Raw genomic sequence first — 25,009 nt, forward strand, 5'->3', positions numbered from 1 at the left:
GCCGTGGCAACTCCATTAAAACTATATAGAAACATAGGCATTGCAGCCCACGTTGATGCTGGAAAAACAACAACTACAGAACGAGTATTGTACTATACCGGAATGTCTCATAAGATTGGTGAGGTACATGATGGTGCTGCAACTATGGACTGGATGGTCCAGGAGCAGGAACGTGGTATTACCATTACTTCTGCTGCAACAACTTGTTATTGGTCTGGTATGGACAAACAATTTGAATCCCATCGGATCAATATAATTGATACACCAGGACACGTAGACTTTATGATTGAAGTCGAACGCTCTTTACGTGTACTAGATGGAGCAGTTGTTGTATTTGATTCAGTTGCCGGCGTTGAACCTCAATCTGAAACAGTATGGCGTCAAGCCAATAAATATGGTGTTCCTCGTATCGTTTTTGTAAATAAAATGGATAGGATGGGTGCCAATTTCCTAAGAGTTGTTAGCCAGATTAAGCAACGATTAGGCTCTACTCCTGTTGTGTTACAATTACCAATTGGCGCAGAAGAAGAGTTCAAAGGTGTGATTGATCTCATTAAAATGAAGGCAATTCACTGGGATGAAGAAAATAAAGGTATGACATTTAAATATGTTGATATTCCTGCTGATTTAAAGTCAACCTGTGAAGAATACCGTGCACACATCATTGAAGCAGCAGCAGAATACTCTGAAGAGTTAATGGAAAAATATTTGGAAGGCGAAGAATTCACAGAGGCGGAAATTAAAAAGGCTCTTCGTCATCTGACAATCACAAATAAAGTTGTTCCTGTATTCTGTGGATCAGCCTTTAAGAATAAGGGTGTCCAAGCAGTACTCGATGGAGTAATAGAATATTTACCATCACCCACTGACATTCCTGATATTCAGGGAGTTGATGAGCATGGTGATGTAATCCATAGAAAAACCAGTTATGATGAACCATTCTCAGCGTTAGCGTTCAAAATTGCAACTGACCCATTTGTGGGTACGCTAACATATTTTAGAGCTTATTCTGGTATTCTTAAGAGTGGGGATACTGTCTACAACTCAGTTAAGGGTAAAAAAGAACGTATTGGCCGTTTGTTGCAGATGCACGCCAATTCACGTGAAGAAATTAAAGAAGTGCGAGCAGGGGACATAGCTGCTGCTGTTGGACTTAAAACAGTAACTACTGGTGACACCCTCTGTGATCAAGATAAAGTTGTAATATTAGAGAGAATGGATTTCCCAGATCCAGTTATTGCAGTTGCTGTTGAACCAAAAACTAAAGCGGATCAGGAAAAAATGGGAATTGCTTTAGGCAAGTTAGCCCAGGAAGACCCTTCTTTCAGAGTACATACTGATGAAGAGTCAGGCCAGACAATCATTCAAGGTATGGGTGAATTACACCTTGAAATTATTGTTGACCGCATGAAGAGAGAGTTCAATGTAGAAGCTAATGTTGGTAAACCTCAGGTTGCATACCGAGAGACACTCAAGCAAGCTGTTGAACAAGAGGGTAAGTTCGTAAGACAATCAGGTGGACGTGGTCAATATGGACATGTATGGTTGAAAATTGAACCACAAGAACCAGGAAAAGGTTATGAATTTATCAATGCTATCGTTGGTGGCGTCATTCCAAAAGAATATATCCCTGCAGTAGATAAAGGGATTCAAGAGCAAATGCAAAATGGTGTAATTGCTGGATATCCAGTGGTTGATGTTAAAGTTACACTGTTTGATGGTTCATTCCATGAAGTTGATTCAAGCGAAATGGCATTTAAAATTGCTGGGTCTCAATGCTTCAAGCAAGGTGCACTAAAGGCGAAACCGGTGCTTCTTGAGCCAATTATGAGTGTCGAAGTTGTTACACCCGAAGATTACATGGGCGATGTTATGGGTGATCTGAACAGACGCCGTGGTTTAGTTCAAGGTATGGAAGACTCGCCAGCAGGCAAAATAGTTAGAGCAGAGGTGCCACTTGCAGAGATGTTTGGTTATTCAACTGACTTACGTTCTGCTACACAAGGAAGAGCAACCTACACTATGGAGTTTTGTAAGTACGCAGAAGCACCAACAAATATTGCTGAAGCAATTATCAAGAAACAATAAAAGTTAACGAGGTTATTGAAATGGCGAAGGAAAAATTTGAACGTAAGAAGCCGCACGTAAACGTGGGCACGATTGGTCACGTAGACCATGGTAAGACGACATTGACAGCAGCTATTACAACGATTATGGCGAAGAAATATGGTGGTACAGCGAAGGCGTACGATCAAATTGATGCTGCGCCAGAAGAAAGAGAGCGTGGGATTACTATTTCTACAGCACATGTTGAATACGAATCAGCGAGCAGACATTATGCACACGTAGACTGCCCGGGACATGCTGACTATGTTAAGAACATGATTACTGGTGCTGCGCAAATGGACGGAGCGATACTGGTTGTATCAGCAGCTGATGGTCCTATGCCACAAACGAGGGAACACATTCTATTGTCTCGCCAGGTAGGTGTTCCATATATTGTTGTGTTCATGAACAAAGCGGATATGGTTGATGACCCTGAGTTATTAGAGTTAGTGGAAATGGAAGTGCGAGATTTATTAAGCAGTTACGATTTCCCAGGGGATGACATACCTATTGTTGTTGGTTCAGCTTTGAAAGCATTGGAAGGTGAAGACAGTGATATAGGTGTTAAGGCTATTGAGAAATTGGTTGAAACAATGGATTCATACATTCCTGAGCCAGTTAGAAACATAGACAAGCCATTTTTGTTGCCGATTGAAGACGTATTTTCAATTTCTGGACGCGGAACAGTGGTAACTGGTCGTGTAGAGAGTGGAATTGTTAAAGTTGGTGAGGAAGTTGAAATTGTTGGAATAAGAGACACCCAAAAGACGACTTGTACGGGTGTTGAGATGTTCCGTAAATTACTTGATGAAGGTCGAGCTGGTGATAACGTTGGTGTGTTATTACGAGGTACGAAGCGAGATGAAGTGGAGCGTGGACAGGTATTGGCGAAGCCAGGAACCATCAAGCCACACACCAAGTTTGAAGCAGAAGTGTATGTATTATCCAAGGAAGAAGGCGGACGTCACACTCCATTCTTTAATGGATACCGTCCACAATTCTATTTCAGAACCACTGACGTGACAGGTACTTGTGACTTGCCATCAGGAGTTGAAATGGTAATGCCTGGAGATAATGTGCAATTAGTTGTTAGCTTGCATGCTCCGATTGCGATGGATGAAGGTTTAAGATTCGCAATTAGAGAGGGTGGCCGAACTGTTGGCGCCGGTGTAGTCGCTAAAATAATCGAGTAAAAAAAATGAGTAGCAATCAAAATATTAAAATAAGATTAAAATCCTTTGATCATCGGTTGATTGATCTATCAACACGAGAAATCGTTGATACTGCGAAAAGAACTGGCGCACAAATACGTGGACCAATTCCTTTGCCTATCAGAAAAGAAAAATTTACTGTATTGACCTCACCGCATGTAAATAAAGATGCAAGAGATCAATATGAATTACGTACTCATAAACGCCTGGTCGTTATTGTTCATCCAACTGAAAAAACTGTAGATGCTTTAATGAAATTGGATTTGGCTGCCGGGGTTGATGTTCAGATAAGCCTTGATGACTAAATATAAAGGCAAAGGATATTAAAGAGGTGTTACAATGATGATCGGTTTATTAGGCCGTAAGATCGGTATGACGCGTGTCTTCACACCAGAAGGAGTTTCTGTTCCTGTTTCTGTTGTTGAGGTTCAGCCGAATCGCGTTTCTCAGGTAAAAACAGCAGCGAATGATGGTTATTCAGCTGTACAATTAACTGGTGGTACAAAGAAATCTAGCAAAGTGAGTAAGCCAGTGGCTGGGCATTTTGCTAAAGCACAAATCGATGCTGGTGATATGCAAGTAGAATTTCGTATAGATTCAGAAGATGCATTTACCCCGGGTCAAGTCATATCTGTTGCTGATGTATTCACTGCCGGACAATATGTTGATGTATCGGGTCTAACTAAAGGTAAAGGTTTCGCAGGAACTGTAAAACGACATAACTTTAGAACTCAAGATGCATCGCATGGTAACTCAAGATCACATAGAGTACCTGGTTCTATAGGACAAAACCAAACCCCTGGTCGTGTTTTTAAAGGGAAAAAAATGGCCGGTCACATGGGTAATGCTCGATGTACAATTCAAAGTCTGGAATTGGTAAAAGTTGACTCTGAAAGAAATTTATTGCTCATTAAAGGTGCAATTCCTGGTGCTCCAGGTTCTAGAGTAGAAATTAAGCCTGCAGTCAAAAAGCAAGCACGAGGTGAGTGATGGAAATTACTACAATAGATACAAAGTCAAAATTAAAGCTAAATAAAGAGATATTTGCTTATACATACAACGAAGGCTTGGTTCATCAAGCAGTAGTTACTTTCATGAACAATGCTCGAAGCGGTAATAGCGCTCAGAAAACTCGTTCTGAAGTTAGTGGTGGTGGTAAAAAGCCCTGGAACCAAAAAGGAACAGGTCGTGCGCGAGCAGGAACCATTCGCAGCCCATTATGGAGAAGTGGTGGAGTAACATTTGCATCTAAAAAAAGAGATTATTCACAAAAGCTTAATAAAAAAATGTACAAACGTGCATTACGTAGTATAATCTCCGAACTTTGCCGCACTGGGAACTTGGTGGTTGTTAGTGATTTCCAGTGTGATAATCACAAAACCAAGGATTTCCTCAAAAAAATGAATCAGATGGAAATAAGTAATGCTCTGATTATAATGAGTGAAGTTGGTGAAAATGAATACCTTGGTTCAAGAAACCTGATTGATTATGATATCTGTGATGTTACAACTATAGATCCTGTTTCCTTACTACGATTTGAAAAAGTTGTTGTTACAGAAGCTGCAATTAAAAAAATTGAGGAACAGTTACAATGAACGCTGAGAGATTGATGATGGTTCTTAGAGAACCACATACTTCTGAAAAGGCAACTGTCATGGCCGATAAGTTTAAACAGTTCACTTTCAAAGTACTGAAAAATGCGACTAAGACTGAAATTAAATTAGCAGTTGAACATATATTTAATGTAAAAGTTAAAAGTGTATCTGTTGTCAATGTGAAGGGTAAATCTAAACGCTTCAAACAAACCAGTGGGAAGCGAAGTGACTGGAAGAAGGCATTTGTCTCTCTTCATGCAGACCAAGATATTGACTTTACAGTTACTGAATAAGGCAGATAAAGATGGCACTATTAAAATCTAAACCGACTTCACCCGGAAAACGAGGTGAAATACGTGTTGTACATCACGATATCTATAAAGGTAAGCCACATGCTGCATTAGTTGAAAAACTAAAAAAAACAGGTGGAAGAAACAACCAAGGTCGTATAACTGTTAGACATATTGGTGGTGGACAACGTCAAAAATATCGAATTATAGACTTTAAACGCAATAAGGATGGTATATTAGGTCGTGTTGAGAGATTAGAATATGATCCAAATAGAACTGCCCTAATTGCACTGATATCCTACAAAGATGGTGAAAAGCGCTATATTATAGCACCATCAAATCTGGAAGTTGGAGCTACTATTCAAAGTGGAGCTGATTCACCAATTAGTGTAGGAAACTGTCTGCCACTAAAAAATATACCTGTAGGTACAACAATACATTGTGTTGAAATGAAGCCTGGTAAAGGTGCGCAAATGCTCAGAAGTGCTGGTTGCAGTGGCCAACTTGTTGCAAAAGAAGGTGTTTATGCAACTTTAAGATTACGTTCAGGAGAGATGCGCAAGATACATGTTTTATGCCGAGCTGTAATTGGTGAAGTAAGTAATAGCGAACACAACCTAAGAGCATTGGGTAAAGCTGGTGCCAAACGATGGAGAGGGATACGTCCCACTGTTCGTGGGGTCGCCATGAACCCAGTTGATCATCCACATGGTGGTGGTGAAGGACGAACATCAGGTGGACGTCATCCTGTATCTCCATGGGGATTGCCAACAAAAGGTTATAAAACTAGAAGCAATAAGCGTACTGACACATTTATTGTCAGAGGACGTAAGAAGAAATAATTAATATGAGGATATCAAGTGGCTCGTTCAATTAGAAAAGGTCCATTTATTGACCATCATTTGATCAGCAAGGTAGAAGCTGCAATCGAATCAAAATCAAAAAAGCCAATTAAAACTTGGTCTAGACGTTCTACAATCGTTCCTGAAATGATTGATTTAACAATTGCTGTGCATAACGGCAAAGACCACGTTCCTGTATTTATTACAGACAATATGGTTGGTCATAAATTAGGTGAGTTTGCCATGACTCGTACATTCAAGGGCCACTCTGGGGACAGAAAGGCTAAAGGTAAGTAAGAGGATATGATGGAAGTAACAGCTAAATTAAAAGGCGCTCCTTTATCCGCACAAAAGGGTAGATTAGTAGCCGATATGATACGTAATATGAATGTGTCTGGTGCGCTTGATGTCCTCAAGTTTACACCAAAAAAGGGTGCTAAATTAATGCTCAAATTATTAGAGTCAGCTATAGCAAATGCTGAAAATAATAATGGAGCTGATATTGATGATCTGAAAGTAGGCATGGTATGCGTTGATGAAGCAACAACTTTAAAACGTATTAGTCCCAGAGCTAAGGGTAGAGCAAATCGAATTTGCAAACGTACCTGCCATATAACTATTAAAGTGTCTGACGAGGAATAGCAATGGGACAAAAAGTAAACCCAATAGGTATACGCCTTGGAATAATTAAAGATTGGAACTCAAAATGGTTTGCAGGAAAGCGATATGCTGAGTTTTTAATTCAGGATATAAAACTACGTAACGATCTTAAAAAGAAATTGATGGCTGCAGCTGTTAGCAAGATACTTATTGAGCGACCAGCTAATAACGCTGTTGTAACTATCCTAACAGCAAGACCAGGTGTTATTATCGGCAAAAAGGGCGGAGGAATTGAAACACTTCGTAAAGAGATTTCCGATAACTTGGGTGTGCCAGTTCATTTGAATATTGAAGAAGTGAAAAAGCCTGAGTTGGATGCTACTTTGGTGGCTGAAGGTATTGCTCAGCAGTTAGAGCAACGTGTCATGTTCAGACGAGCTATGAAACGTGCTGTTACCTCTGCTCTGAAAGCTGGAGCAAAGGGTATTAAAATTTGTGTAAGTGGCCGATTGGGTGGTGCTGAAATTGCAAGAAGTGAATGGTACAGAGAGGGACGAGTGCCTTTACATACTTTTAGAGCTGATATTGATTATGGTACCGCTGAATCCAAGACTACCTACGGAATTATTGGCGTAAAAGTCTGGATCTTTAAGGGTGAAATTCTCCCGCAAAAGAAAAGATCAACTGAAAGCGCCCAGTGAGTGAGGATTAGAAATTATGTTACAACCAAAGCGTACTAAGTACCGAAAACAAATGAAGGGTCGCAATAGAGGTTTGGCTCTTCGTGGTAGTAAAATTAGTTTCGGTGAGTTTGGTCTAAAGGCTGTAGAGCGTGGACGTTTAACTGCTAGACAAATCGAAGCAGCGCGAAGGGCTATGACACGACATATTAAGCGTGGTGGTAAAATTTGGATTAGAGTATTTCCAGATAAACCAATCACACAAAAACCACTTGAAGTAAGACAAGGTAAGGGTAAGGGAAGTGTTGAGTATTGGGTAGCCCAGATACAACCAGGTAAGGTTTTATTTGAAATGGAAGGCGTTAGCAAAGAGCTTGCAATGGAAGCATTTGACCTTGCAAAAGCAAAACTTCCTTTCAAAGTGATGTTTGAAGAGCGGACGGTAATGTAATGAAAAAAATAGATGAATTGCGCAATATGTCAGTTGAGGAATTGCAAAATGAATTGCTTTCATTACGTAAAGATCAATTTAATTTACGAATGAAAAAAGCAAGTGGCTCACTAGATAAAACACATCTGATCACTATGGTGCGTAAGTCAGTGGCAAAAGTTAAAACAATCTTGACTGAAAAGGCAGGTAAGTGAAATGTCTACTAATAGTGAATCAAATGCCAGAACAATGATTGGAAAAGTAGTTAGCGACAAAATGGATAAAACTATTGTAGTTATGATTGAACGTACTGTGAAACATCCAAAGTATGGGAAAATCATGAAGCGAAGAACTAAACTACACGCACATGATGAAAATCAAGTTTGCCGAGTTGGTAATACCGTAAAAATCCGTGAGTCACGACCACTCTCTAAAACGAAAAGCTGGGTATTAGTCGAAGTAATTTCATAAGTAACTTAATTGTTTTACTTTTAAAACCCTAAAAGGCCTGATATAATCAGCAGCCTTTTTCTGGTCGAAATTAGATCTGGAGAGAAAAATGATCCAAATGCAGACAGTGCTTGAAGTAGCTGATAACAGCGGAGCACGTAAAGTAATGTGTATTAAAGTACTTGGTGGATCACACAGACGGTATGCCCGTGTAGGTGATGTAATTAAAGTAAGCGTAAAAGATGCTATACCAAGAAGTAAGGTAAAAAAGGGTGCTGTAATGAGAGCGGTAGTCGTTAGAACTGCTCAAGGTGTTCGAAGAGATGATGGTTCATTGATTCGATTTGATGATAATGCAGCAGTTCTTTTAAACAACCAAAACGAGCCAATAGGAACACGTATATTTGGCCCGGTTACACGCGAGTTAAGAGAAAGATTTATGAAGATAATTTCTCTTGCCGCAGAGGTATTGTAAGAAGGATTAGATATGAAACGTATTAAATCAGGCGATGAAGTAATTGTAATTGCCGGTAAAAGTAAAGGTCATATAGGTAAGGTTTTAAGGGTAATTGATGATGCCGTTGTAGTAGAAGGCGGAAATCTAATTAAAAAGCATATCAAGCCTAATCCACAAAAGCCTGAAAATAAGGGTGGTATTATAGCGCGTGAAGCTCCATTACACGTTTCAAATGTTGCTCACTATAATCCTGTTACAAAAAAGGCTGATAAGGTCGGCTTTAAATATCTTGAGAGTAATGGTGTTAGCAAAAAGGTTAGATATTATAAGTCTAACAATGAAATAATTGACCGTATATAGAGTTAGGTGATTGAAATGGCGAGACTTAAAGAATTTTATAAGAAAGACGTCGTCACTATGATGATGAAACGGTTCAACTATTCAAGTGTGATGGAAGTACCCAGGATTCTCAAAATAACTCTGAATATGGGAGTTGGAGAAGCTGTTGGTGACAAAAAAGTCATGAATCATGCGATTGAAGACATGACGCTGATTTCTGGTCAGAAACCCGTCGTTACAAAAGCTAGAAAATCAATAGCTGGTTTTAAAATAAGAGAGGGATGGCCAATTGGTTGTAAGGTAACGCTCAGACGTGAACGTATGTATGAGTTTCTAGATAGATTAATATCTATTACTTTACCTCGTGTAAGAGATTTTCGTGGTTTGAATCCAAAATCTTTTGATGGAACAGGAAACTACAGCATGGGAATACATGAGCAAATCGTGTTTCCAGAGATTGATTATGATAAAACAGACGGAATACGCGGTTTAGATATTTGTATTACAACAAGTGCTAAAACAAATGAAGAAGCTAAAGCTTTGTTAGAAGCATTTAATCTTCCACTGAAAGACAAAGATAGAAAATAAAAGGGTGAAATTGTGGCTAAAAAATCAATGCTGATGCGAGAGTCAAAGCGTGCGAAGCTGGTAGAAAAGTACAGACAACGCCGAAACGAGTTAAAACAATTGATTAAATCATCTGATGATTTCCAGGTAATAATGGAAAGTCAGGCAAAACTAGCAAAATTACCAGTTAATTCAAATCCTGTTCGCTATGTTACTCGATGCAAGCAATGTGGAAGACCACACGCAGTTTATCGCAAGTTTAATCTTTGCAGAATTTGTTTAAGACAACAGCTTATGGTGGGCAATATCCCTGGCGGTAGAAAATCAAGCTGGTAAACTATTTTATTGGAGAATAATTGTGAGTATGCATGATCCAATTGCTGATATGCTGACTAGAATTAGAAATGGTCAACAAGCTAAACATCAGCAAGTAACATTGGTTTCTTCTAAATTAAAAGAAGAAATAGCTCGAGTTTTAAAGGAAGAAGGATATATACAAGACTTTTTTATTGAAACATTACCAAATGGTCTGAAGTCAATTACTTTAAAGCTAAAGTACTATCATGGAAGACCGGTAATTGAATTTATTAAGCGCATTAGTCGTCCAGGTTTGAGAGTATATAAATCATATAAGGATTTGCATTCAATCCCTGGATTTGGTGTGGCTATTCTTTCTACGTCTAAAGGTATAATGACCCATGTATCAGCAAAAGTAAAAGGTGTTGGTGGCGAAGTCATTTGTGAAGTGGCTTAATACTTGCGAGGAATGATATGTCTAGAGTAGCAAAGGCCCCAGTAATTCATTCAGCAAATGTCGAAGTAACATTTGTTGATGGAGTAATAACTGTAAAAGGCCCCAAAGGAATATTAACTCAAAAAATTAATAAATTGGTTAATATTCAACATAGTAAGGAATCAAACAAATTAGAATTTTCACCTGCTTCTAATGATCCAATGGGATGGGCACAAGCTGGTACAGCTAGAGCCTTAGTTAGAAACATGGTTCAAGGAGTTACTGAGGGATATACAGTTACACTAGAATTGGTTGGTGTAGGATATAGAGCGCAATCTAAAGACAAGTCAATTAGTTTGTCATTAGGATACTCACATTCTATAGAGTATGATTTACCAAAAGGTGTAACCGTAGAGACTCCTAATAACACAACCATTTTGCTGAAGGGCGTTGATAAGCAAGTTCTTGGACAAATAGCTTCTGAAATTAGAGCATTTCGACCACCAGAGCCTTATAAAGGGAAAGGTGTGAAATATGCTGGAGAGCAGATTGTTCGTAAAGAAGCTAAGAAGAAATAAGGTGTTAACTATGAATAAGCAAAACGCACGACATAGACGTGGATTAAAAGCCAAAGCCTTAATACGCAAAACAGGCCGCTCAAGATTAGTTGTGTATCGAAGTGGTGTGCATATTTATTCTCAAATTGTCAAGTCAGATCAGCTTGGTGATAAGGTGTTGGTAGCTTCATCTACTATAGATAAAGAATTGAGATCCAGTTTGACTGGAAAAAGTAAAGTTGAACAAGCCAGTTTAGTTGGTCAACTATTGGGTAAGCGTGCTAAGGCTGCAGGCATTACACAGGTTGCATTTGACAGAGCAGGTTATAAATATCATGGCAGAGTTAAAGCACTTGCTGAAGGTGCACGCGAAGCCGGATTAGATTTTTAAGGAACGATTATGTCATTCGATGAATTACCCAAGTCAGATGGATACCAAGAAAAATTGGTATCGGTAACTCGTACGGCTAAAGTTGTAAAGGGTGGACGAGTTTTTGGTTTTGCTGTTTTAGTAGTTGTAGGTGACGGAAAGGGTAAAGTAGGTTTTGGACGAGGTAAGGCAAGAGAGGTTCCAATAGCAATTCAAAAAGCTATGGACCAAGCCAAGAAAAATATGGTTTACATTCCTCTTTCAGGTACTACAATATTCCACGAAATCACATGGAACTATGGAGCTTCCAAGGTGTTTATGAAGCCAGCAAGTGAAGGTACTGGAATTATTGCTGGAGGTGCTATGCGTGCCGTTTTGGAAGTATTGGGTGTGCAAAATATTCTTGCAAAAAGCATTGGTTCTACCAATCCAAGTAACATTGTTCGTGCCACTATTGGTGCATTGACACACATTGGTACGCCGGACTATGTAGCAGCCAAACGTGGAAAAACAGTTGAAGAAGTAATGGCAGGCTAATTATGGGAAAAAAAATTAAAATAACCTTGGTTAAAAGCACGATAGGTAGAAAACCAAAGCATGTTGCTATAGCCAAACAGCTGGGTTTAGGTAAAACAAATTCAAGTGTGGTTCATAGTGATACTCCTGCAATTCGTGGACTTGTAAATGAAATTAATTACCTGTTGTTGGTTGAGGAGAGTGCATAATGAATTTAAATACATTATCGCCAGATCCAGGTTCCAGACCCTCAAGAAGACGAGTGGGGAGAGGTATTGGTTCTGGATTAGGCAAAACTTGTGGCAAAGGTCATAAAGGTCAAAAATCAAGAGCAGGTGGTTACCACAAAATTAATTTTGAAGGTGGTCAAATGCCTATACAAAGACGATTACCCAAAATGGGTTTCAAGTCTAGAGTAGGTCGAACCATTGATGAGGTGAGTTTGGGTGAGCTTGCAAAATTGAATGATGAAGTAATTGATTTAGTTGCTTTACGTAAAGCAGGTTTAATTAATAACTCAATCAAAGATGTTAAAGTAATTTTATCTGGCGAGCTGACTGCAGCAATTAAGCTTAAGGGTTTAAGAGTCACTAAAGGAGCTCGTTCTGCTATTGAGAGTTTAGGCGGTAGTATAGAAGAGTGACTATGAAAAACCAAAAGCATAACGGTAGTAAGCCTCGTGGTGGATTAGCCGAACTAAAGTCAAGACTGATGTTTGTTGTTCTAGGCATATTAGTTTACCGATTAGGTGCTCATATACCTGTTCCAGGATTAGATCCTGCAAAATTAGCTAATTTTTTTAGTGAACAGCAAAACACTATATTTGGCTTGTTTAATATGTTTTCTGGTGGAGCCCTGTCTCGTGTAACAGTGTTTGCGATTGGTATTATGCCTTATATTTCTGCATCAATTATTATTCAACTGTTTTCTGTAGTTTCTCCCAAGCTGGAGCAACTAAAGAAAGAGGGTGAATCAGGTCGTAGAAAAATAAATCAATATACCAGATATTTAACATTGCTCTTGTCAATATTTCAGTCTATGGGTATGGCGAGATGGTTGGCTAGTCAGCAAATTGCTATGCAACCAGATTTCTCATTCTATTTTACTGCTGTTGTAACTTTAGTTACAGGCACTATGTTTTTAATGTGGTTGGGTGAGCAAATTACAGAAAAAGGTGTTGGTAATGGAATTTCCTTAATTATCTTTTCTGGAATTGTCTCTAGCATGCCAAATGCTATAGGATCTGTCCTCCAGCAAGTTAAGGAAGGTCAGATGCAAGCTCTTACACTAGTTATAATTGCAGCAGTAGTAATTGTAGTAACTGGTTTTGTTGTATTTATGGAGCGTGCTCAACGACGAATTCGTGTTAATTATGCACAGAGAACGCAAGGTAGAAAGGTATATGCAGCCCAAACGAGTCATTTACCATTAAAAATAAATATGTCAGGTGTGATTCCACCAATATTTGCATCTAGCATTATTTTATTACCAGCAACTTTAGCTCAATTTTTTTCACAAACTAAAGGGCTGGGATGGTTATCTGATGTTGGAATGGCACTATCACCAGGTCAACCCTTATATTTGATAGTGTATGCAGCAGCTATTTTGTTCTTTGCATTCTTTTATGCTGCCTTAGTGTTTAACCCTAAGGATACAGCAGATAACCTGAAAAAATCAGGAGCATATATTCCTGGAATTCGTCCAGGAGAGCAAACAACTAAATATATCGATTCAGTGATGACTCGTTTGACTTTAGTTGGAGCCATTTACTTGGTTTTAGTATGTTTGTTACCACAAATTTTAATGTATACCTGGCATGTTCCATTTTATTTTGGTGGTACTTCGTTGCTGATTATAGTTGTTGTTATTATGGATTTTGTAGCACAGGTACAAGCTCATTTAATGACTCAGCAATATGATTCTTTATTAAAAAAGGCGAATTTTAGAGGTACTAAGTTACCTGGTCTGCTATGATTTATCGGAGTTAGGAATGAAAGTAAGAGCATCAGTAAAGCGAATATGTCGCAATTGTAAAATAATAAAAAGAAGTGGCACTATACGAGTAATTTGTAAGGATGCCCGTCATAAACAAAAGCAAGGGTAATATCTGCTTGATTTTATTTTATTAAAATAGTATCCTTCTGTCCCTTTCGACAGAACAAATAACGTTCGGAGAAACTAATGGCTCGTATTGCAGGAGTTAATATACCTGATCATAAACATGTGGTAATCGCTTTAACAGCAATTTATGGTATTGGTAAAACAACATCATTGAAATTATGTAAAACAGTTGATATAGATCCTTCAGTTAAAGTTTCTCAATTATCAGATGCTCAGTTGGAATCTTTGAGAACTGAAATTGCGAAAATTACTGTAGAGGGTGATCTTCGACGTGTTGTAACAATGAACATAAAAAGACTAATGGATCTTGGTTGTTATAGAGGATTAAGACACAGGAGAGGATTGCCGTTGCGCGGACAGCGTACGAAAACTAATGCTCGTACCAGAAAAGGCCGTAGAAAAGGCACTAGTAGTTGATTTTTCATGTAGGAAAATAAAAGATGGCAATAACAAAGTCAAAGCAGCAAAAAACACGAAAAAAGGTAAAACGCGTAGTGTCTGATGGCATAGTACACATTCATGCATCTTTCAACAATACTATAGTTACCTTTACAGATAGACAAGGTAATGCATTATGCTGGGCAACATCTGGTGGATCTGGCTTCAGAGGTTCTAGAAAGAGTACTCCTTATGCTGCGCAAGTTGCAACTGAGCGAGCTGCTGCTGTTGCTAAAGAATATGGTATGAAATCTGTTGCAGTTTTTGTGCATGGTCCTGGTCCTGGTCGTGAATCTACTATTCGTGAATTAATAACCCAGGATTTTAAAATTGTTGAAATTACCGATGTAACTGGCATACCACATAATGGTTGTAAGCCACCTAAAAAACGTCGTGTATAAGACTCAGGAGTAATTAATGGCTAGATATCTTGGTCCTAAATGTAAATTATCACGACGCGAAGGTTGTGATTTATTACTTAAAAGTGGGGTTCGTGATCATAAATCCAAGTGTAAATCTGAAAAGTTACCTGGACAGCATGGTGATAAAAAACCTCGTTTAAATAGTTATGGAATTCAGCTTAGAGAGAAACAAAAGATTAGAAGGCTTTATGGGATTCTTGAAAAGCAATTCCGTAATTATTACAAAAAAGCGGCTAGACAAAAGGGCTCTACAGGTGAAAATTTAATGGCCCTATTGGAAAGACGTTTAGATAATGTTGTTTACCGTATGGGTTTTGCCAGTACACGTGCTGAAGCTAGACAACTAGTTGCACATAAGGCAATACTTGTAAATGATAAAGTAGTTAACGTACCTTCTTTTCTGGTTAATCCTGGGGATACTGTATCAGTTCGACAAAAGGCTAAAAACCAAGGACGTATCCAAGCTGCTTTAGCTTTATCTGAACAAAGAGCACCCTGTGATTGGATTACTGTAGATACTGGTTCTTTTAAAGGTACATTTTCTACAGCACCGACGTTAATGGATTTATCTTCAGACTACAACGTAAACCTTGTTGTAGAACTTTACTCTAAGTAAGCTCGGAGAGATAGCTGAATGTATACTGAAATCAATGAAATGTTGACGCCTAAGGTTCTCAAAGTACAGGCCGAGTCGCCCTATAAAGCTAGAATAGTTTTAGAACCTTTGGAGCGAGGTTTTGGTCACACCCTCGGCAATGCTTTGAGAAGAATCTTATTGTCATCCATGCCAGGAAGTGCCATTACTGAAGCTTCTATCGATGGTGTTTTGCATGAATATAGTACTATTGAAGGTGTTCAGGAAGATGTGGTTGATTTGTTGCTTAACCTAAAATCAGTTGCTATCAAATTGACTGTAGGAAACGAAGCGCAGATTACCTTAAATAAAGAAGGACCATGTCAAGTTACAGCTGGTGATATTCAGTTGACTCATGGTCAAGAAATTATTAATCCAGAACTTGTCATAGCCAATCTCAATGAAAAGGGTAAATTAAATATGACTCTTAAAGTTGAAAGAGGTATTGGCTTTCATAATACTGATGCATTTGTTCGCTATCATGATGATGAAATTGAGAAAAAGACGGTTGGAAAGTTAAAAATTGACAACAGTTTTTCTCCAGTGAAGAAAGTAGCTTATTTCGTCGACAGTGCACGTGTAGAAAACAGAACAGATTTAGATAAGCTTACTATTGAATTAGAAACTAACGGTACTATCGATGCTGAAGAGGCAATAAGAATATCTGCTAGTATACTACAAAGACAGCTTCATGCGTTTGTTGACATGAAATTTGAAGAATCACGTGCTGACAATAAAGAGCGTAATGATTTTGATCCTGTATTATTACGTTCAGTGGATGATTTGGAGTTGACTGTTCGATCAGCTAATTGTTTAAAAGCTGAAAACATTCATTATATAGGCGATTTGGTTCAAAGAACAGAAAGTGAATTATTGAAGACACCTAATCTTGGTAAGAAATCACTAACTGAAATTAAAGACGTTTTAGCGTCTCGATCATTATCGCTGGGTATGAAACTTGAGAATTGGCCGCCAGCAAGCCTTGGCGAGTAATATTTAGGAGTCTTTGTTATGCGTCACCGTAATTCCGGACGTAGTTTTAGCCGTACCAGTAGCCACCGTAAGGCTATGTTTTCTAATATGTGTTGTTCTTTGATTGAGCACGAGTTAATTAGAACCACTTTGCCAAAGGCAAAAGATTTACGTCGATATATCGAACCTTTGATTACTGTTAGTAAATCTGATTCAGTAGCATCACGTAGACGTGCTTTTGATATTTTGCGATCTAAATCAGCTGTAGGTAAATTATTTACTGATTTAGGACCACGTTTCGCAAAACGACCAGGTGGGTACATACGTATTATTAAATGCGGGTATAGGGATGGTGATAATGCACCTATGGCTATAGTTGAATTAATGGATAGACCTGTAAGCAGTGATGATACGGAAGAGTAAATTTTAGATTAATAACTATTAATGTATATTTTGAGCCCGCATTAACGCGGGCTTTTATTTGAATCATTTAAAACGGTATGTCATCATCTAATTCATCAAAAGCATCTTGTGCAGTAGATGTTGGAGTTGCTTGATTTTTTGTTGAAGCTTGTTGAGGGGTAGAGGTTCCCTGAAATGAAGGCATGTCGTCGTAATTAGTGGCACTACTTCCTTTGCTATCGAGCATTTGAATGTCAGACGCAACAATTTCAGTTGTATATCTATCTTGGCCCTGTTGATCTTGCCATTTTCTTGTTCTTAAGCTCCCTTCGACATATAGCTTGGAACCTTTGCGAATGTATTCTCCGGCTATTTCACCCAGACGATTAAAACAGACTACTCTGTGCCATTCAGTTCTATCTTGTTTTTCACCTGTCGTTTTGTCTTTCCATGTTTCACTGGTAGCAACTGAAAGTGTAGTAACAGCATTTCCGTTAGGCAAATACCTTACATCAGGATCTGCCCCTACATTACCAACAAGTATTACTTTATTTATTCCTCTTGCCATTGAAATCATCTCCTGTATGCGAAAGTTAGTTAGGTATTATACATAATTTGGCGGTTATTTCGTAGCAGCCCAAAGAGAAGGTGTTATTGGTAAATTGTAGACTGATGAAGAATTTTTTCAGCGCTTCCTGTGGAGTATTCCTCATTATCTACTCGAACATACAAGGTATTTTCATCTTTGGACAAAATAACTTCTTTAATGCCGGCTACCTTTAAAAGCTGATTGACTACCAATTTTGATTCTTCATTATTTGCTGTAAAAGGCAAAATAAGAGTAGAAAAATAAACATTAGATTTCATGCTTAGCGAAATGATGAACCATAGACAGCTCAGAATCATGTTAATTAGAAAAATAGCTTGGTTATCGTACCACTGATAAAGAATACCAGCTAAAGACCCACCAAAAAAAATTCCTAAAAATTGACTCGTTGAATAAATACCCATTGCTGTGCCTTTGCTCCCTGGACTTGCCAGCTTTGACACTAATGAAGGTAATGTTGCTTCAAGAACATTGAAGGAAACGAAATACACAAACATTAAAATACAAAACCAATACCAATTTTGTGATGCGAGTACCAGCAGACCTTGAGTAAAGGTAGTCAGCAGTACAGATATAACAAATACTGTTTTTAATCGTTTTTTTCTTTCTGAAATAATGATAAAGGGTACCATTAAAATAAATGAGAATAACATGAGTGGCAAATAGAAGTGCCATTGCTGATGTAAATGACCATTCTCAATTTGATATTTCAATAGCATGGGTATAGCAAAAAAAGTGGCTGTAAGAATAAAATGCTGACAAAAAATTCCAAAATTGAGGCGTTGTAAATGTTGATCTGTTACCACTGGTTTTATGAGAGATAAGCTGGGTTCACTATCTGCATGAAACTGCTCCTTTGAGGGATTGGGAATGATGAGATAAAGTATCATAATCCCTAGAACAGCTAAAGCTGCAGTGAGATAGAACACTCCTGATAATCCATAGTAGTGGGTAAGAGCAGGGCTAATTATCATTGCGAGGCTAAATGATGTTCCAATAGTTATCCCTACTATGGCCATTGCCTTTGTACGTTGTTCATCCAGGGTTAAATCAGCAAGCAAAGCAATTAACACGCTACCTATAGCTCCAGCACCCTGTAGTATTCTGGCAGTTATCATTCCAGCAATAGAATGAGTTACTGCTCCTAACAAGCTTCCTCCAGCGAATAGCAATAGACCTATGGCGATCATAGGTTTTCTGCCTAGTTTATCTGAAAGCATACCAAAAGGGATTTGTAGTAATCCTTGTGCCAATCCATAGCTTCCCAAAGCCAAGCCAATTAATGTTGGAGTAGCACCTTTAAGGTTAGTGGCATAAAGAGTGAATACAGGGATAAGTAAAAATAATCCCAGGAGACGAAAAGAGAATATTGCTGCTATAGGAAAAACAGTTTTGTTCCAAGAATACTTCATTCATTATAGGTCTAAATTATATCATGTGGAGATGGTACAAATTAAGTGCTTTGGAAACAAGATAAATTATGAAATTCCGCTTGATAGAGTCCCGATATTTCCATTGACAGCACAGCAGATTAGCGGTAGTTTGGTGGGATTTTATACTATAGGGTTATCGTATGAGTTCATTAGTTTTTTCAGGAAAGGTAGGATTGATAACGGGTGGTGCACGAGGAATTGGTAAAGCGACCGCATTAAAGTTAGCACAGTCAGGCTGCGATATTGCTATCGTGTATTATAATAGCTCTGATGAGGCTCAAAGTCTGGTCAATGAAATAACCGGCATGGGTAGAAAAGCAGTTGCCTTACAAGCCGATGTAGCAGATTGTCAATCTGTCAAAGAAATGTTCTCTCAATTTAGAGAACACTTTAAGCACTTAAATTTTCTAGTGAGCAATGCAGCGAGTGGAGTATTGAAACCTGCTTTGAAAATGTCGACCAAGCATTGGCGCTGGTGTTTGGAAACCAATGCTTTGGCTTTGAACCACTTGGTTACGGAAGGTCTTGCTCTAATGCCTAAAAACAGTCGAGTTATTGCACTATCCAGCTTAGGTGCATCAAGGGCGATTCCAAATTATGCTTTTATTGGTGCCTCTAAAGCAGCTCTGGAAGCATTGGTTCGTTCGCTAAGTTTGGAGCTGGCTAGTTATGGTATTACTGTGAATACTGTTTCTGCAGGTGTTGTTGATACGGATGCTTTAAAGCATTTTCCAAACAGAGAACAGTTACTGGATGAATATCAAGCTCATGCTTTGGCAGATAGAGCGTTAACACCTGAAGATGTGGCTAATGCTATCTATTTGCTTTGTTTGCCTGAAGCGGCCATGATTAATGCCCATACATTATATGTTGACGCAGGCTATAGTCAGGTTGGCTAGTAGATGATAAAAGTAAATTTTATGATATAATTTCAAGCTTTGCGAGCTTTGTTGGTTCAGAGGATAAAATATGAATGTAGCTGAAGTTTACCCTAAGGTTAGGGAAATTATTGCTGATGTATTAGTAATTGATGAAGAAGAAATTTCTTTAAACAGTAGTTTAATTGAGGATTTGGGTGCTGAGTCCATCGATTTTCTTGATTTGGTTTTTCAATTGGAAAAAGAATTCAAGATTAAAATCCCGAGAGGCCAGTTGGAAAAGAATGCTCGTGGTGATCTGGCTGAAGATGAGTTTGAGAAAGGTGGTATTTTAACAACCTCAGGATTACAGGCTTTAAAGAATTATTTGAGCGAAGTCCCTGCTGATCGATTTAAAGAGAATATGAAAGTTAACGAAATTCCTGTGTTGTTTACCGTAGAAACTTTTTGCAAGCTGGTTATTTCAGCTATAGCCCAGCAGCAAGCAACGGAAACTGTAGCCTGATGAGGTTCTTATTTGTTGATCGCATTGTACAATTATCCCCAGGAGAATGGATTAAAGGGATAAAGCATGTCACAAGAGATGATGCTTATTTAACCACTGATGATCATGGAAGGCTTTGCTTTATGCCTTCTTTGATTGGTGAAACATTGGGGCAATTGGCAGCGTGGAATGTGATGCAACATAATCATTTTACTGCAAGACCAGTCGCTGGCGTAGTATCAAGTGCCCGATTGTATCGACCTGCTTACGTCGGTGAAACGATATTGCTTGAATCAAATATTGATTCACTGGATGAAAAGGCAGTTCAATACCATAGCATTGCCAAAGTAGGTAATGATATTATTTTTACTATAGATGGAGCATTAGGCCCCATGCTGCCTATGACTGAATTTATTAGTACAGAGGTCATTAGACAGCAGTTTGCAGAAATATACCGGCCAGGTGACTGGTCTTCTGTGTTAGCTTTGAGTTCGCCTGTTTTAATAGAGGAAAACTGCTCTGATTGTGGAATGATAAATTCTTCCATGCAATTTGACAGAATCCTCGCCAGTCAACCAGGTATAAGCTTGATTGCTGAAAAAAGGATAACTCGTTCAGCATCTTATTTCCCGGATCATTTTCCTAAAAGACCTGTACTACCGATGACGGTACTTCTTGAATGTAAATTGAATTTGGCGAAAGAGTTTATAGCTAGAGCAAAATATGATAGAGCTTATCGAATCAGCGAATTACGTAAAATTAAAATGAATGAATTTGTTCATCCCGGAGATGTCGTAGTTTGCCAGGTCAAAGTGAAACAGCAAATGGATGATGAATTAATACTGTCTTATAGGTGTGAGGTTGATGGCAAGCGGGTATGTGTTGTCGACATAGTGCTTATCCCAAAAGGTAAATGAGGTTATGAAACGACGAGTTGCTATTACAGGTCTAGGGGTTGTTTCGCCTCTAGGAAATGATGTATCCACCACTTGGATGAATTTGATCGCTGGTCATTCTGGCATAGATAGTATCAAGCAGTTTGACGCCAGTGCTTTTCCTACCACTATTGCGGCTGAAGTAAAGAACTTTTCACCTGATACGTCTATTTCGGGAAAGCATACTCGATTTATCATGTCTTTTACTCATTTTGCTTTGGAAGCTGCACGCCAGGCATTTGAAGATGCTTCTATATTTCCTACCAAGCAAACATCTGATCGGTGGGGAATAGTAACAGGCAGTGGGATGATGACGGCCGAGTTTGAGTATTTAACGCGGTTTCAACAAGCTTGTGCCGCAGGCGGTGAAATTGATTGGGGAAAGCTGCAATCTAATAGCAGGGATTTCTATAATTTGGTTGATTTTGGTAAAACCACTTCAAACTCTGGTCTTTCCTTATTAATACAACAATATGGGATTACTGGTTATGCCTCTTCTGTCCATACGGCCTGCGCTTCAGGAGGCCAAGCCTTGGGATTGGCAATGCAGGTGATCCGTCGTGGCGAGGCAGATTTTATGTTGGCAGGTGGATTTGATTCCATGATTAATCCTTTGGGTTTGTCGAGCTTTTGTCTTTTGGGTGCCTTATCAACGTATAATGAGACTCCGCAAACGGCAAGTCGCCCCTTTGATGCGACACGCAATGGTTTTGTCCTGGGTGAAGGGGCTGCCTTTTTGATCCTTGAAGAATGGAGTAAGGCAAAAGCCCGTGGGGCAAAAATCTATGCTGAACTGGCCGGTGAGGGGAATTCTTTGAGCTCCTACCGAATAACTGATTCACATCCCAACGGTGATGGTGCTATTCAAGCGATTAAACGTGCGTTGGAGGATGCGGGTGTTCAACCACGGGATGTCGATTATATTAATGCGCATGGTACATCCACTAAAATGAATGATTTAAGTGAAACCAATGCAATCAAAGTTGTCTTTGGGGACAGGATCGCCAATTTACCAGTGAGCTCTACCAAAAGTCAAACGGGGCATTTAATCGCAGCTGCGGGAGCGCTTGAAGCGGTATTGTCAGTTAAATCCATAGAACAGGCGCAAGTCCCCAAAACAGCGAATTTAAAAACACCTGATCCGGAGTGTGATTTGGATTATGTTGTTGATGGTCCACGTGAAAAATCTTTAGGGGTAGTATTATCTAATTCGTTTGGTTTTGGAGGTTCTAATAGCTGCTTGTTATTTAAACATCCAGAATTCGAGGAGACAAAATAAATGAGTCAAGCGAATAGAGTATTTATTACTGGTCGCAGCGCTCTAACTGCCTCTGGTGCAACTGCTGATGAAACTTGGAATGCAATCATTTCAGGCCAGTGTGGAATAGATGAAATTAATTTTTGGGAATTATCTGAATGGTCGCATCGTTTGGGCGGAGAAATAAAAGATTTCCAACCTTCCAAGATGCTTCCTGATAGAAAATTAATAAAAGTTATTTCCCGTCAAGATATAATGGGAATCAATGCGGCAGTGCAAGCTGTTGAGCATAGTAAAATGATTGCTTACAGAGATAGCCTGGCAGATGCTGATTTATTTAATGAACAAACCGCTATTTATGTTGGTTCTCCAGGGAATAAATATTTTCAACAATATGACTTTATACCTTTGTTGGCTAAAACCCATGGAGATATGCGTAGCTTTGCAAATCAGTTGTTTGATGAAGTGCATCCTATGTGGTTATTGAGGATTTTACCTAATAATGTGCTTGCCTATACAGGTATTACCTATGGCTTTAAAGGTCCAAATCACAATGTAACAAATCATGCGGTAGGTGGTACACAAGCCATTTTGGAAGCGTATCATGCCATACGTAGCGGGCAGGCAGAACGTGCGGTTGTGGTTGCCTATGATATAGGCACAGAACCTCAAGGCTTATTTTATTATGAAAAATTGGGTGTGGTAAGTAATCGTCATTTAAAACCTTTTGATAAAGAGCATGACGGCACCATTCTTGCTGAAGGTGCCGCAGCCCTTGTATTGGAAAGTGAAGCCAGTGTGAAGTCCAGGGCTGCGACTTGTTATGGTGAGATAGTTGGTGGCTTATCCGCTTCTGAAGCAACAGGATTATTTTCTATTGAAGCAGATGGGCAACATTTGGCTTCATTGATGGGGCAGACATTAAGCACATCAGGAATAAACTCTGAGGAAATTGGACTAATAGTAACCCATGGAAATGGAAACAGTAAATCAGACGACAGTGAGGCTCTGGCTATCAAATCAGTATTCAAACAAGAAGAAGTTCCTGCGACTGCTTTTAAATGGTCCATGGGACATACTTTATGCGCCTCTGGAGTATTGGATGCGGTATTAACTACATATGCCCTTGAAACCAAATGCGTGCCGGGGATCGCTAATTTTCAACAAATTGCCCCGACGTGTGAAGGCTTATCAGTAAGTCGTGAGCATAGAGAGATAATATCTAATTCCTATGCCATGATGATCAACCGAGGGTTTGCCAGCATGAATGTATGTTTGGTGATCAAAGCTTGTGAATAATTTAGCTCAACAAATAGAAGCATTACCCATTACACTGGCGGGACGTTTTATTTATCGGTTTTTGCCATACAGGCGCCGGTTGATTTTTTCCAATATTAGCCAGGTTTATAATGATCAACTGAATGAATCTCAAAAAAAGCGCTTGGCAAAAGCGTATTACTCACATCTTGCAAAATCTTTAAAAGAAGCGCTGCAATTAAGATTCATGAGTGAAAAAAAATTACGAGCTCAGGTTGAAGTAATCGGCCATGAAAAAATGTTAGCTGTTGTGGCACAGAAAAAAGGAGTGTTAGTCGTTACCGGTCACTTTGGAAATTGGGAGTTTGCGCCCTTGGGAGGGGTATTAAACTTCAAGGAATTCAAAGGCCAATTTCATTTCATCAGGCGTACCTTGCGATTTAAGTTCATAGAACGCATTATGTTCAAAAATTACTATCAAGCTGGCCTAAATGTTATTCCTAAAAAAAATTCTCTGGAGCAGGTTTGTGTTGCGTTAGAACAAAATCATGCCGTAATCTTCGTATTGGATCAGCATGCATCCCTGGTGAACAGAGATGGGATAGCGGTAGAGTTTTTTGGAAAAAAAGCTGGCACCTACAGAAGCCTGGCGACGATATCTCGCCATACAGGAATTCCAGTTATACCTGCAGCCAGTTACAGATTACCTAATGGAAAGCATGTTTTGGAGTTTCATGACCCCATTCCCTGGAAAGATTATGACACTACACAAGAATCTTTATACCGAAATACCTTGGCCTATAATCAGGCTTTGGAAAAGATTATTCTGGCACATCCTGAGCAGTGGAATTGGATGCACAAACGCTGGAAACTTTCTTAAATGAATGGATTGTCTTCGGTTTCTTATTTATTCTTTGTCACAGAATGTTTTCTCCAGGCTCCTACTTAATCACAAATGACTTTTTATGGGGGCAAGTTATGTCAAATTTTTATGTTTTATTTTTTCGTTCGTCTCTTAATCGTTTGAGTACCAGAAATAACTTATTCGTTTCATCTTCTTTTGTGAAATGAAGGACAATGTTGTTGTCTTCAGCTCGAATCACTTCATAGCAAAGTTCCATAATGAAGTTATGGATTTGTAGTTTAAGCACTCCCTCTTTAGGAATATCAGTTTTCTGCTTAACTACTACAGCACCATTGGAAGAGATTTCAACAATTTCAATTGAATTATTGTCTAAGCTGGCATTTATTTCGCCATGGTTTTTTAGCCGAAAATATTTTCGCCTTTCGTCCATTGTTTAACCATAAGTTAAGTATGCTTTTTAATTTTAGGTCTATTATTCCTGATAGGTCAACCGGATGAGCGTGATATCTGCTAATTAAATAGGAAGGATCCAAATTTTAGAACGGTTGTTTGTTTCAGGT

The 25,009-nt window shown here is 38.9% G+C and carries 39 protein-coding genes; 36 read left to right on the forward strand and 3 right to left on the reverse strand.

The features are described from left to right. The first annotated feature begins 3 nt into the window (after window positions 1–3). From fusA to rplQ, 30 genes are all read left to right on the forward strand, one after another. Window positions 4–2,088, forward strand: coding sequence for an elongation factor G (fusA, locus tag LPG_RS01630; protein WP_010946076.1), 2,085 nt, complete (start codon window positions 4–6; stop codon window positions 2,086–2,088). Between the two features lie 20 nt (window positions 2,089–2,108). Then, the gene (gene tuf / locus LPG_RS01635) at window positions 2,109–3,299 is read left to right on the forward strand and encodes an elongation factor Tu (protein WP_010946066.1); all 1,191 of its coding nucleotides are present in this window, start codon (window positions 2,109–2,111) and stop codon (window positions 3,297–3,299) included. 5 nt (window positions 3,300–3,304) lie between these two features. After that, window positions 3,305–3,622 (forward strand): 30S ribosomal protein S10, encoded by a 318-nt coding sequence (rpsJ, locus tag LPG_RS01640; protein WP_010946077.1) that lies wholly within the window; start codon window positions 3,305–3,307, stop codon window positions 3,620–3,622. A 34-nt stretch (window positions 3,623–3,656) separates the two neighbouring features. After that, window positions 3,657–4,307: a 50S ribosomal protein L3 gene (rplC, locus tag LPG_RS01645; RefSeq protein ID WP_011213007.1), complete on the forward strand. Its 651-nt coding sequence runs from the start codon at window positions 3,657–3,659 to the stop codon at window positions 4,305–4,307. Next, window positions 4,307–4,912 carry a 50S ribosomal protein L4 gene (gene rplD, locus LPG_RS01650; protein ID WP_011945546.1) on the forward strand — a complete coding sequence of 202 codons (606 nt, stop codon included), beginning with the start codon at window positions 4,307–4,309 and terminating at the stop codon, window positions 4,910–4,912. The genes rplC and rplD overlap by 1 nt, the downstream gene beginning before the upstream one ends. Next, complete coding sequence (rplW, locus tag LPG_RS01655; RefSeq protein ID WP_011213009.1) at window positions 4,909–5,205, forward strand: 50S ribosomal protein L23; 297 nt, start codon at window positions 4,909–4,911, stop codon at window positions 5,203–5,205. The genes rplD and rplW overlap by 4 nt, the downstream gene beginning before the upstream one ends. 11 nt (window positions 5,206–5,216) lie before the next feature. After that, the gene (gene rplB, locus LPG_RS01660; RefSeq protein WP_010946081.1) at window positions 5,217–6,044 is read left to right on the forward strand and encodes a 50S ribosomal protein L2; all 828 of its coding nucleotides are present in this window, start codon (window positions 5,217–5,219) and stop codon (window positions 6,042–6,044) included. Window positions 6,045–6,062: 18 nt separating this feature from the next. Next, on the forward strand, window positions 6,063–6,341 hold the full coding sequence (gene rpsS, locus LPG_RS01665; RefSeq protein WP_010946728.1) for a 30S ribosomal protein S19: 279 nt from the start codon (window positions 6,063–6,065) through the stop codon (window positions 6,339–6,341). A 9-nt stretch (window positions 6,342–6,350) separates the two neighbouring features. Then, entirely contained in the window at window positions 6,351–6,686 is a 336-nt protein-coding gene (gene rplV, locus LPG_RS01670; protein ID WP_010946083.1) for a 50S ribosomal protein L22, read from the forward strand. A gap of 2 nt (window positions 6,687–6,688) precedes the next feature. After that, window positions 6,689–7,345, forward strand: coding sequence for a 30S ribosomal protein S3 (rpsC, locus tag LPG_RS01675; RefSeq protein ID WP_010946084.1), 657 nt, complete (start codon window positions 6,689–6,691; stop codon window positions 7,343–7,345). A 16-nt stretch (window positions 7,346–7,361) separates the two neighbouring features. Continuing rightward, window positions 7,362–7,775: a 50S ribosomal protein L16 gene (gene rplP, locus LPG_RS01680; protein ID WP_010946085.1), complete on the forward strand. Its 414-nt coding sequence runs from the start codon at window positions 7,362–7,364 to the stop codon at window positions 7,773–7,775. Beyond that, a complete protein-coding gene (gene rpmC, locus LPG_RS01685; protein WP_010946086.1) occupies window positions 7,775–7,969 on the forward strand; it encodes a 50S ribosomal protein L29 in 195 nt (64 codons plus the stop codon). Before rplP ends, rpmC begins: the two co-directional genes overlap by 1 nt. A gap of 1 nt (window position 7,970) precedes the next feature. Next, window positions 7,971–8,225 carry a 30S ribosomal protein S17 gene (gene rpsQ / locus LPG_RS01690; RefSeq protein ID WP_010946087.1) on the forward strand — a complete coding sequence of 85 codons (255 nt, stop codon included), beginning with the start codon at window positions 7,971–7,973 and terminating at the stop codon, window positions 8,223–8,225. Window positions 8,226–8,313: 88 nt separating this feature from the next. Then, a complete protein-coding gene (gene rplN, locus LPG_RS01695; protein ID WP_010946088.1) occupies window positions 8,314–8,679 on the forward strand; it encodes a 50S ribosomal protein L14 in 366 nt (121 codons plus the stop codon). A 12-nt stretch (window positions 8,680–8,691) separates the two neighbouring features. Continuing rightward, window positions 8,692–9,021, forward strand: coding sequence for a 50S ribosomal protein L24 (gene rplX / locus LPG_RS01700; protein WP_010946089.1), 330 nt, complete (start codon window positions 8,692–8,694; stop codon window positions 9,019–9,021). Between the two features lie 15 nt (window positions 9,022–9,036). Beyond that, window positions 9,037–9,588 carry a 50S ribosomal protein L5 gene (rplE, locus tag LPG_RS01705; protein WP_010946090.1) on the forward strand — a complete coding sequence of 184 codons (552 nt, stop codon included), beginning with the start codon at window positions 9,037–9,039 and terminating at the stop codon, window positions 9,586–9,588. A gap of 12 nt (window positions 9,589–9,600) precedes the next feature. Next, window positions 9,601–9,903: a 30S ribosomal protein S14 gene (gene rpsN / locus LPG_RS01710; RefSeq protein WP_010946091.1), complete on the forward strand. Its 303-nt coding sequence runs from the start codon at window positions 9,601–9,603 to the stop codon at window positions 9,901–9,903. Window positions 9,904–9,931: 28 nt separating this feature from the next. Further along, on the forward strand, window positions 9,932–10,321 hold the full coding sequence (gene rpsH / locus LPG_RS01715) for a 30S ribosomal protein S8 (RefSeq protein WP_014326634.1): 390 nt from the start codon (window positions 9,932–9,934) through the stop codon (window positions 10,319–10,321). A gap of 17 nt (window positions 10,322–10,338) precedes the next feature. Further along, the gene (rplF, locus tag LPG_RS01720) at window positions 10,339–10,878 is read left to right on the forward strand and encodes a 50S ribosomal protein L6 (RefSeq protein WP_010946093.1); all 540 of its coding nucleotides are present in this window, start codon (window positions 10,339–10,341) and stop codon (window positions 10,876–10,878) included. Between the two features lie 10 nt (window positions 10,879–10,888). Next, window positions 10,889–11,248 (forward strand): 50S ribosomal protein L18, encoded by a 360-nt coding sequence (rplR, locus tag LPG_RS01725; RefSeq protein WP_010946094.1) that lies wholly within the window; start codon window positions 10,889–10,891, stop codon window positions 11,246–11,248. A 9-nt stretch (window positions 11,249–11,257) separates the two neighbouring features. Beyond that, entirely contained in the window at window positions 11,258–11,764 is a 507-nt protein-coding gene (gene rpsE, locus LPG_RS01730) for a 30S ribosomal protein S5 (RefSeq protein WP_010946095.1), read from the forward strand. A 2-nt stretch (window positions 11,765–11,766) separates the two neighbouring features. Then, window positions 11,767–11,952, forward strand: a complete 186-nt coding sequence (gene rpmD / locus LPG_RS01735; protein ID WP_010946096.1) for a 50S ribosomal protein L30 — start codon at window positions 11,767–11,769, stop codon at window positions 11,950–11,952. Beyond that, entirely contained in the window at window positions 11,952–12,386 is a 435-nt protein-coding gene (rplO, locus tag LPG_RS01740) for a 50S ribosomal protein L15 (protein WP_010946097.1), read from the forward strand. Before rpmD ends, rplO begins: the two co-directional genes overlap by 1 nt. Before the next feature lie 2 nt (window positions 12,387–12,388). Beyond that, entirely contained in the window at window positions 12,389–13,717 is a 1,329-nt protein-coding gene (secY, locus tag LPG_RS01745; protein WP_014840959.1) for a preprotein translocase subunit SecY, read from the forward strand. A gap of 16 nt (window positions 13,718–13,733) precedes the next feature. Further along, entirely contained in the window at window positions 13,734–13,847 is a 114-nt protein-coding gene (gene rpmJ, locus LPG_RS01750) for a 50S ribosomal protein L36 (RefSeq protein WP_010946099.1), read from the forward strand. Between the two features lie 77 nt (window positions 13,848–13,924). Continuing rightward, the gene (gene rpsM / locus LPG_RS01755; RefSeq protein WP_010946100.1) at window positions 13,925–14,281 is read left to right on the forward strand and encodes a 30S ribosomal protein S13; all 357 of its coding nucleotides are present in this window, start codon (window positions 13,925–13,927) and stop codon (window positions 14,279–14,281) included. Between the two features lie 23 nt (window positions 14,282–14,304). Continuing rightward, on the forward strand, window positions 14,305–14,703 hold the full coding sequence (rpsK, locus tag LPG_RS01760) for a 30S ribosomal protein S11 (protein ID WP_010946101.1): 399 nt from the start codon (window positions 14,305–14,307) through the stop codon (window positions 14,701–14,703). A 16-nt stretch (window positions 14,704–14,719) separates the two neighbouring features. Next, the gene (rpsD, locus tag LPG_RS01765; RefSeq protein WP_010946102.1) at window positions 14,720–15,340 is read left to right on the forward strand and encodes a 30S ribosomal protein S4; all 621 of its coding nucleotides are present in this window, start codon (window positions 14,720–14,722) and stop codon (window positions 15,338–15,340) included. Window positions 15,341–15,358: 18 nt separating this feature from the next. Then, a complete protein-coding gene (locus LPG_RS01770; protein ID WP_010946103.1) occupies window positions 15,359–16,351 on the forward strand; it encodes a DNA-directed RNA polymerase subunit alpha in 993 nt (330 codons plus the stop codon). Between the two features lie 18 nt (window positions 16,352–16,369). Then, window positions 16,370–16,753 carry a 50S ribosomal protein L17 gene (gene rplQ, locus LPG_RS01775; protein WP_010946104.1) on the forward strand — a complete coding sequence of 128 codons (384 nt, stop codon included), beginning with the start codon at window positions 16,370–16,372 and terminating at the stop codon, window positions 16,751–16,753. Window positions 16,754–16,820: 67 nt separating this feature from the next. Here the strand turns inward: rplQ and ssb are convergent, their stop codons facing one another. After that, complete coding sequence (gene ssb, locus LPG_RS01780) at window positions 16,821–17,300, reverse strand: single-stranded DNA-binding protein (RefSeq protein WP_015444870.1); 480 nt, start codon at window positions 17,298–17,300, stop codon at window positions 16,821–16,823. An 83-nt stretch (window positions 17,301–17,383) separates the two neighbouring features. Further along, complete coding sequence (locus tag LPG_RS01785) at window positions 17,384–18,751, reverse strand: MFS transporter (protein ID WP_010946106.1); 1,368 nt, start codon at window positions 18,749–18,751, stop codon at window positions 17,384–17,386. Between the two features lie 161 nt (window positions 18,752–18,912). Between LPG_RS01785 and fabL the strand changes: the two genes are divergently transcribed. The 6 genes from fabL (at window position 18,913) to LPG_RS01815 (ending at window position 24,464) form a co-directional block, all read left to right on the forward strand. Further along, window positions 18,913–19,671: an enoyl-[acyl-carrier-protein] reductase FabL gene (gene fabL / locus LPG_RS01790; protein WP_010946107.1), complete on the forward strand. Its 759-nt coding sequence runs from the start codon at window positions 18,913–18,915 to the stop codon at window positions 19,669–19,671. 70 nt (window positions 19,672–19,741) lie between these two features. Continuing rightward, a complete protein-coding gene (locus LPG_RS01795; protein WP_010946108.1) occupies window positions 19,742–20,155 on the forward strand; it encodes an acyl carrier protein in 414 nt (137 codons plus the stop codon). Beyond that, a complete protein-coding gene (locus LPG_RS01800; RefSeq protein ID WP_015444869.1) occupies window positions 20,155–21,051 on the forward strand; it encodes a hypothetical protein in 897 nt (298 codons plus the stop codon). Before LPG_RS01795 ends, LPG_RS01800 begins: the two co-directional genes overlap by 1 nt. Before the next feature lie 4 nt (window positions 21,052–21,055). Continuing rightward, window positions 21,056–22,348 (forward strand): beta-ketoacyl-[acyl-carrier-protein] synthase family protein, encoded by a 1,293-nt coding sequence (locus LPG_RS01805; protein WP_010946110.1) that lies wholly within the window; start codon window positions 21,056–21,058, stop codon window positions 22,346–22,348. Further along, window positions 22,349–23,626: a beta-ketoacyl-[acyl-carrier-protein] synthase family protein gene (locus tag LPG_RS01810; RefSeq protein ID WP_010946111.1), complete on the forward strand. Its 1,278-nt coding sequence runs from the start codon at window positions 22,349–22,351 to the stop codon at window positions 23,624–23,626. Beyond that, window positions 23,619–24,464 (forward strand): lysophospholipid acyltransferase family protein, encoded by an 846-nt coding sequence (locus LPG_RS01815; protein WP_010946112.1) that lies wholly within the window; start codon window positions 23,619–23,621, stop codon window positions 24,462–24,464. The genes LPG_RS01810 and LPG_RS01815 overlap by 8 nt, the downstream gene beginning before the upstream one ends. Window positions 24,465–24,573: 109 nt before the next feature. Here the strand turns inward: LPG_RS01815 and LPG_RS01820 are convergent, their stop codons facing one another. Then, entirely contained in the window at window positions 24,574–24,879 is a 306-nt protein-coding gene (locus LPG_RS01820) for an Lpg0364 family Dot/Icm type IV secretion system effector (protein ID WP_010946113.1), read from the reverse strand. Between the last annotated feature and the right edge of the window lie 130 nt (window positions 24,880–25,009).

This window comes from Legionella pneumophila subsp. pneumophila str. Philadelphia 1, from assembly GCF_000008485.1.
Taxonomy (GTDB): domain Bacteria; phylum Pseudomonadota; class Gammaproteobacteria; order Legionellales; family Legionellaceae; genus Legionella; species Legionella pneumophila.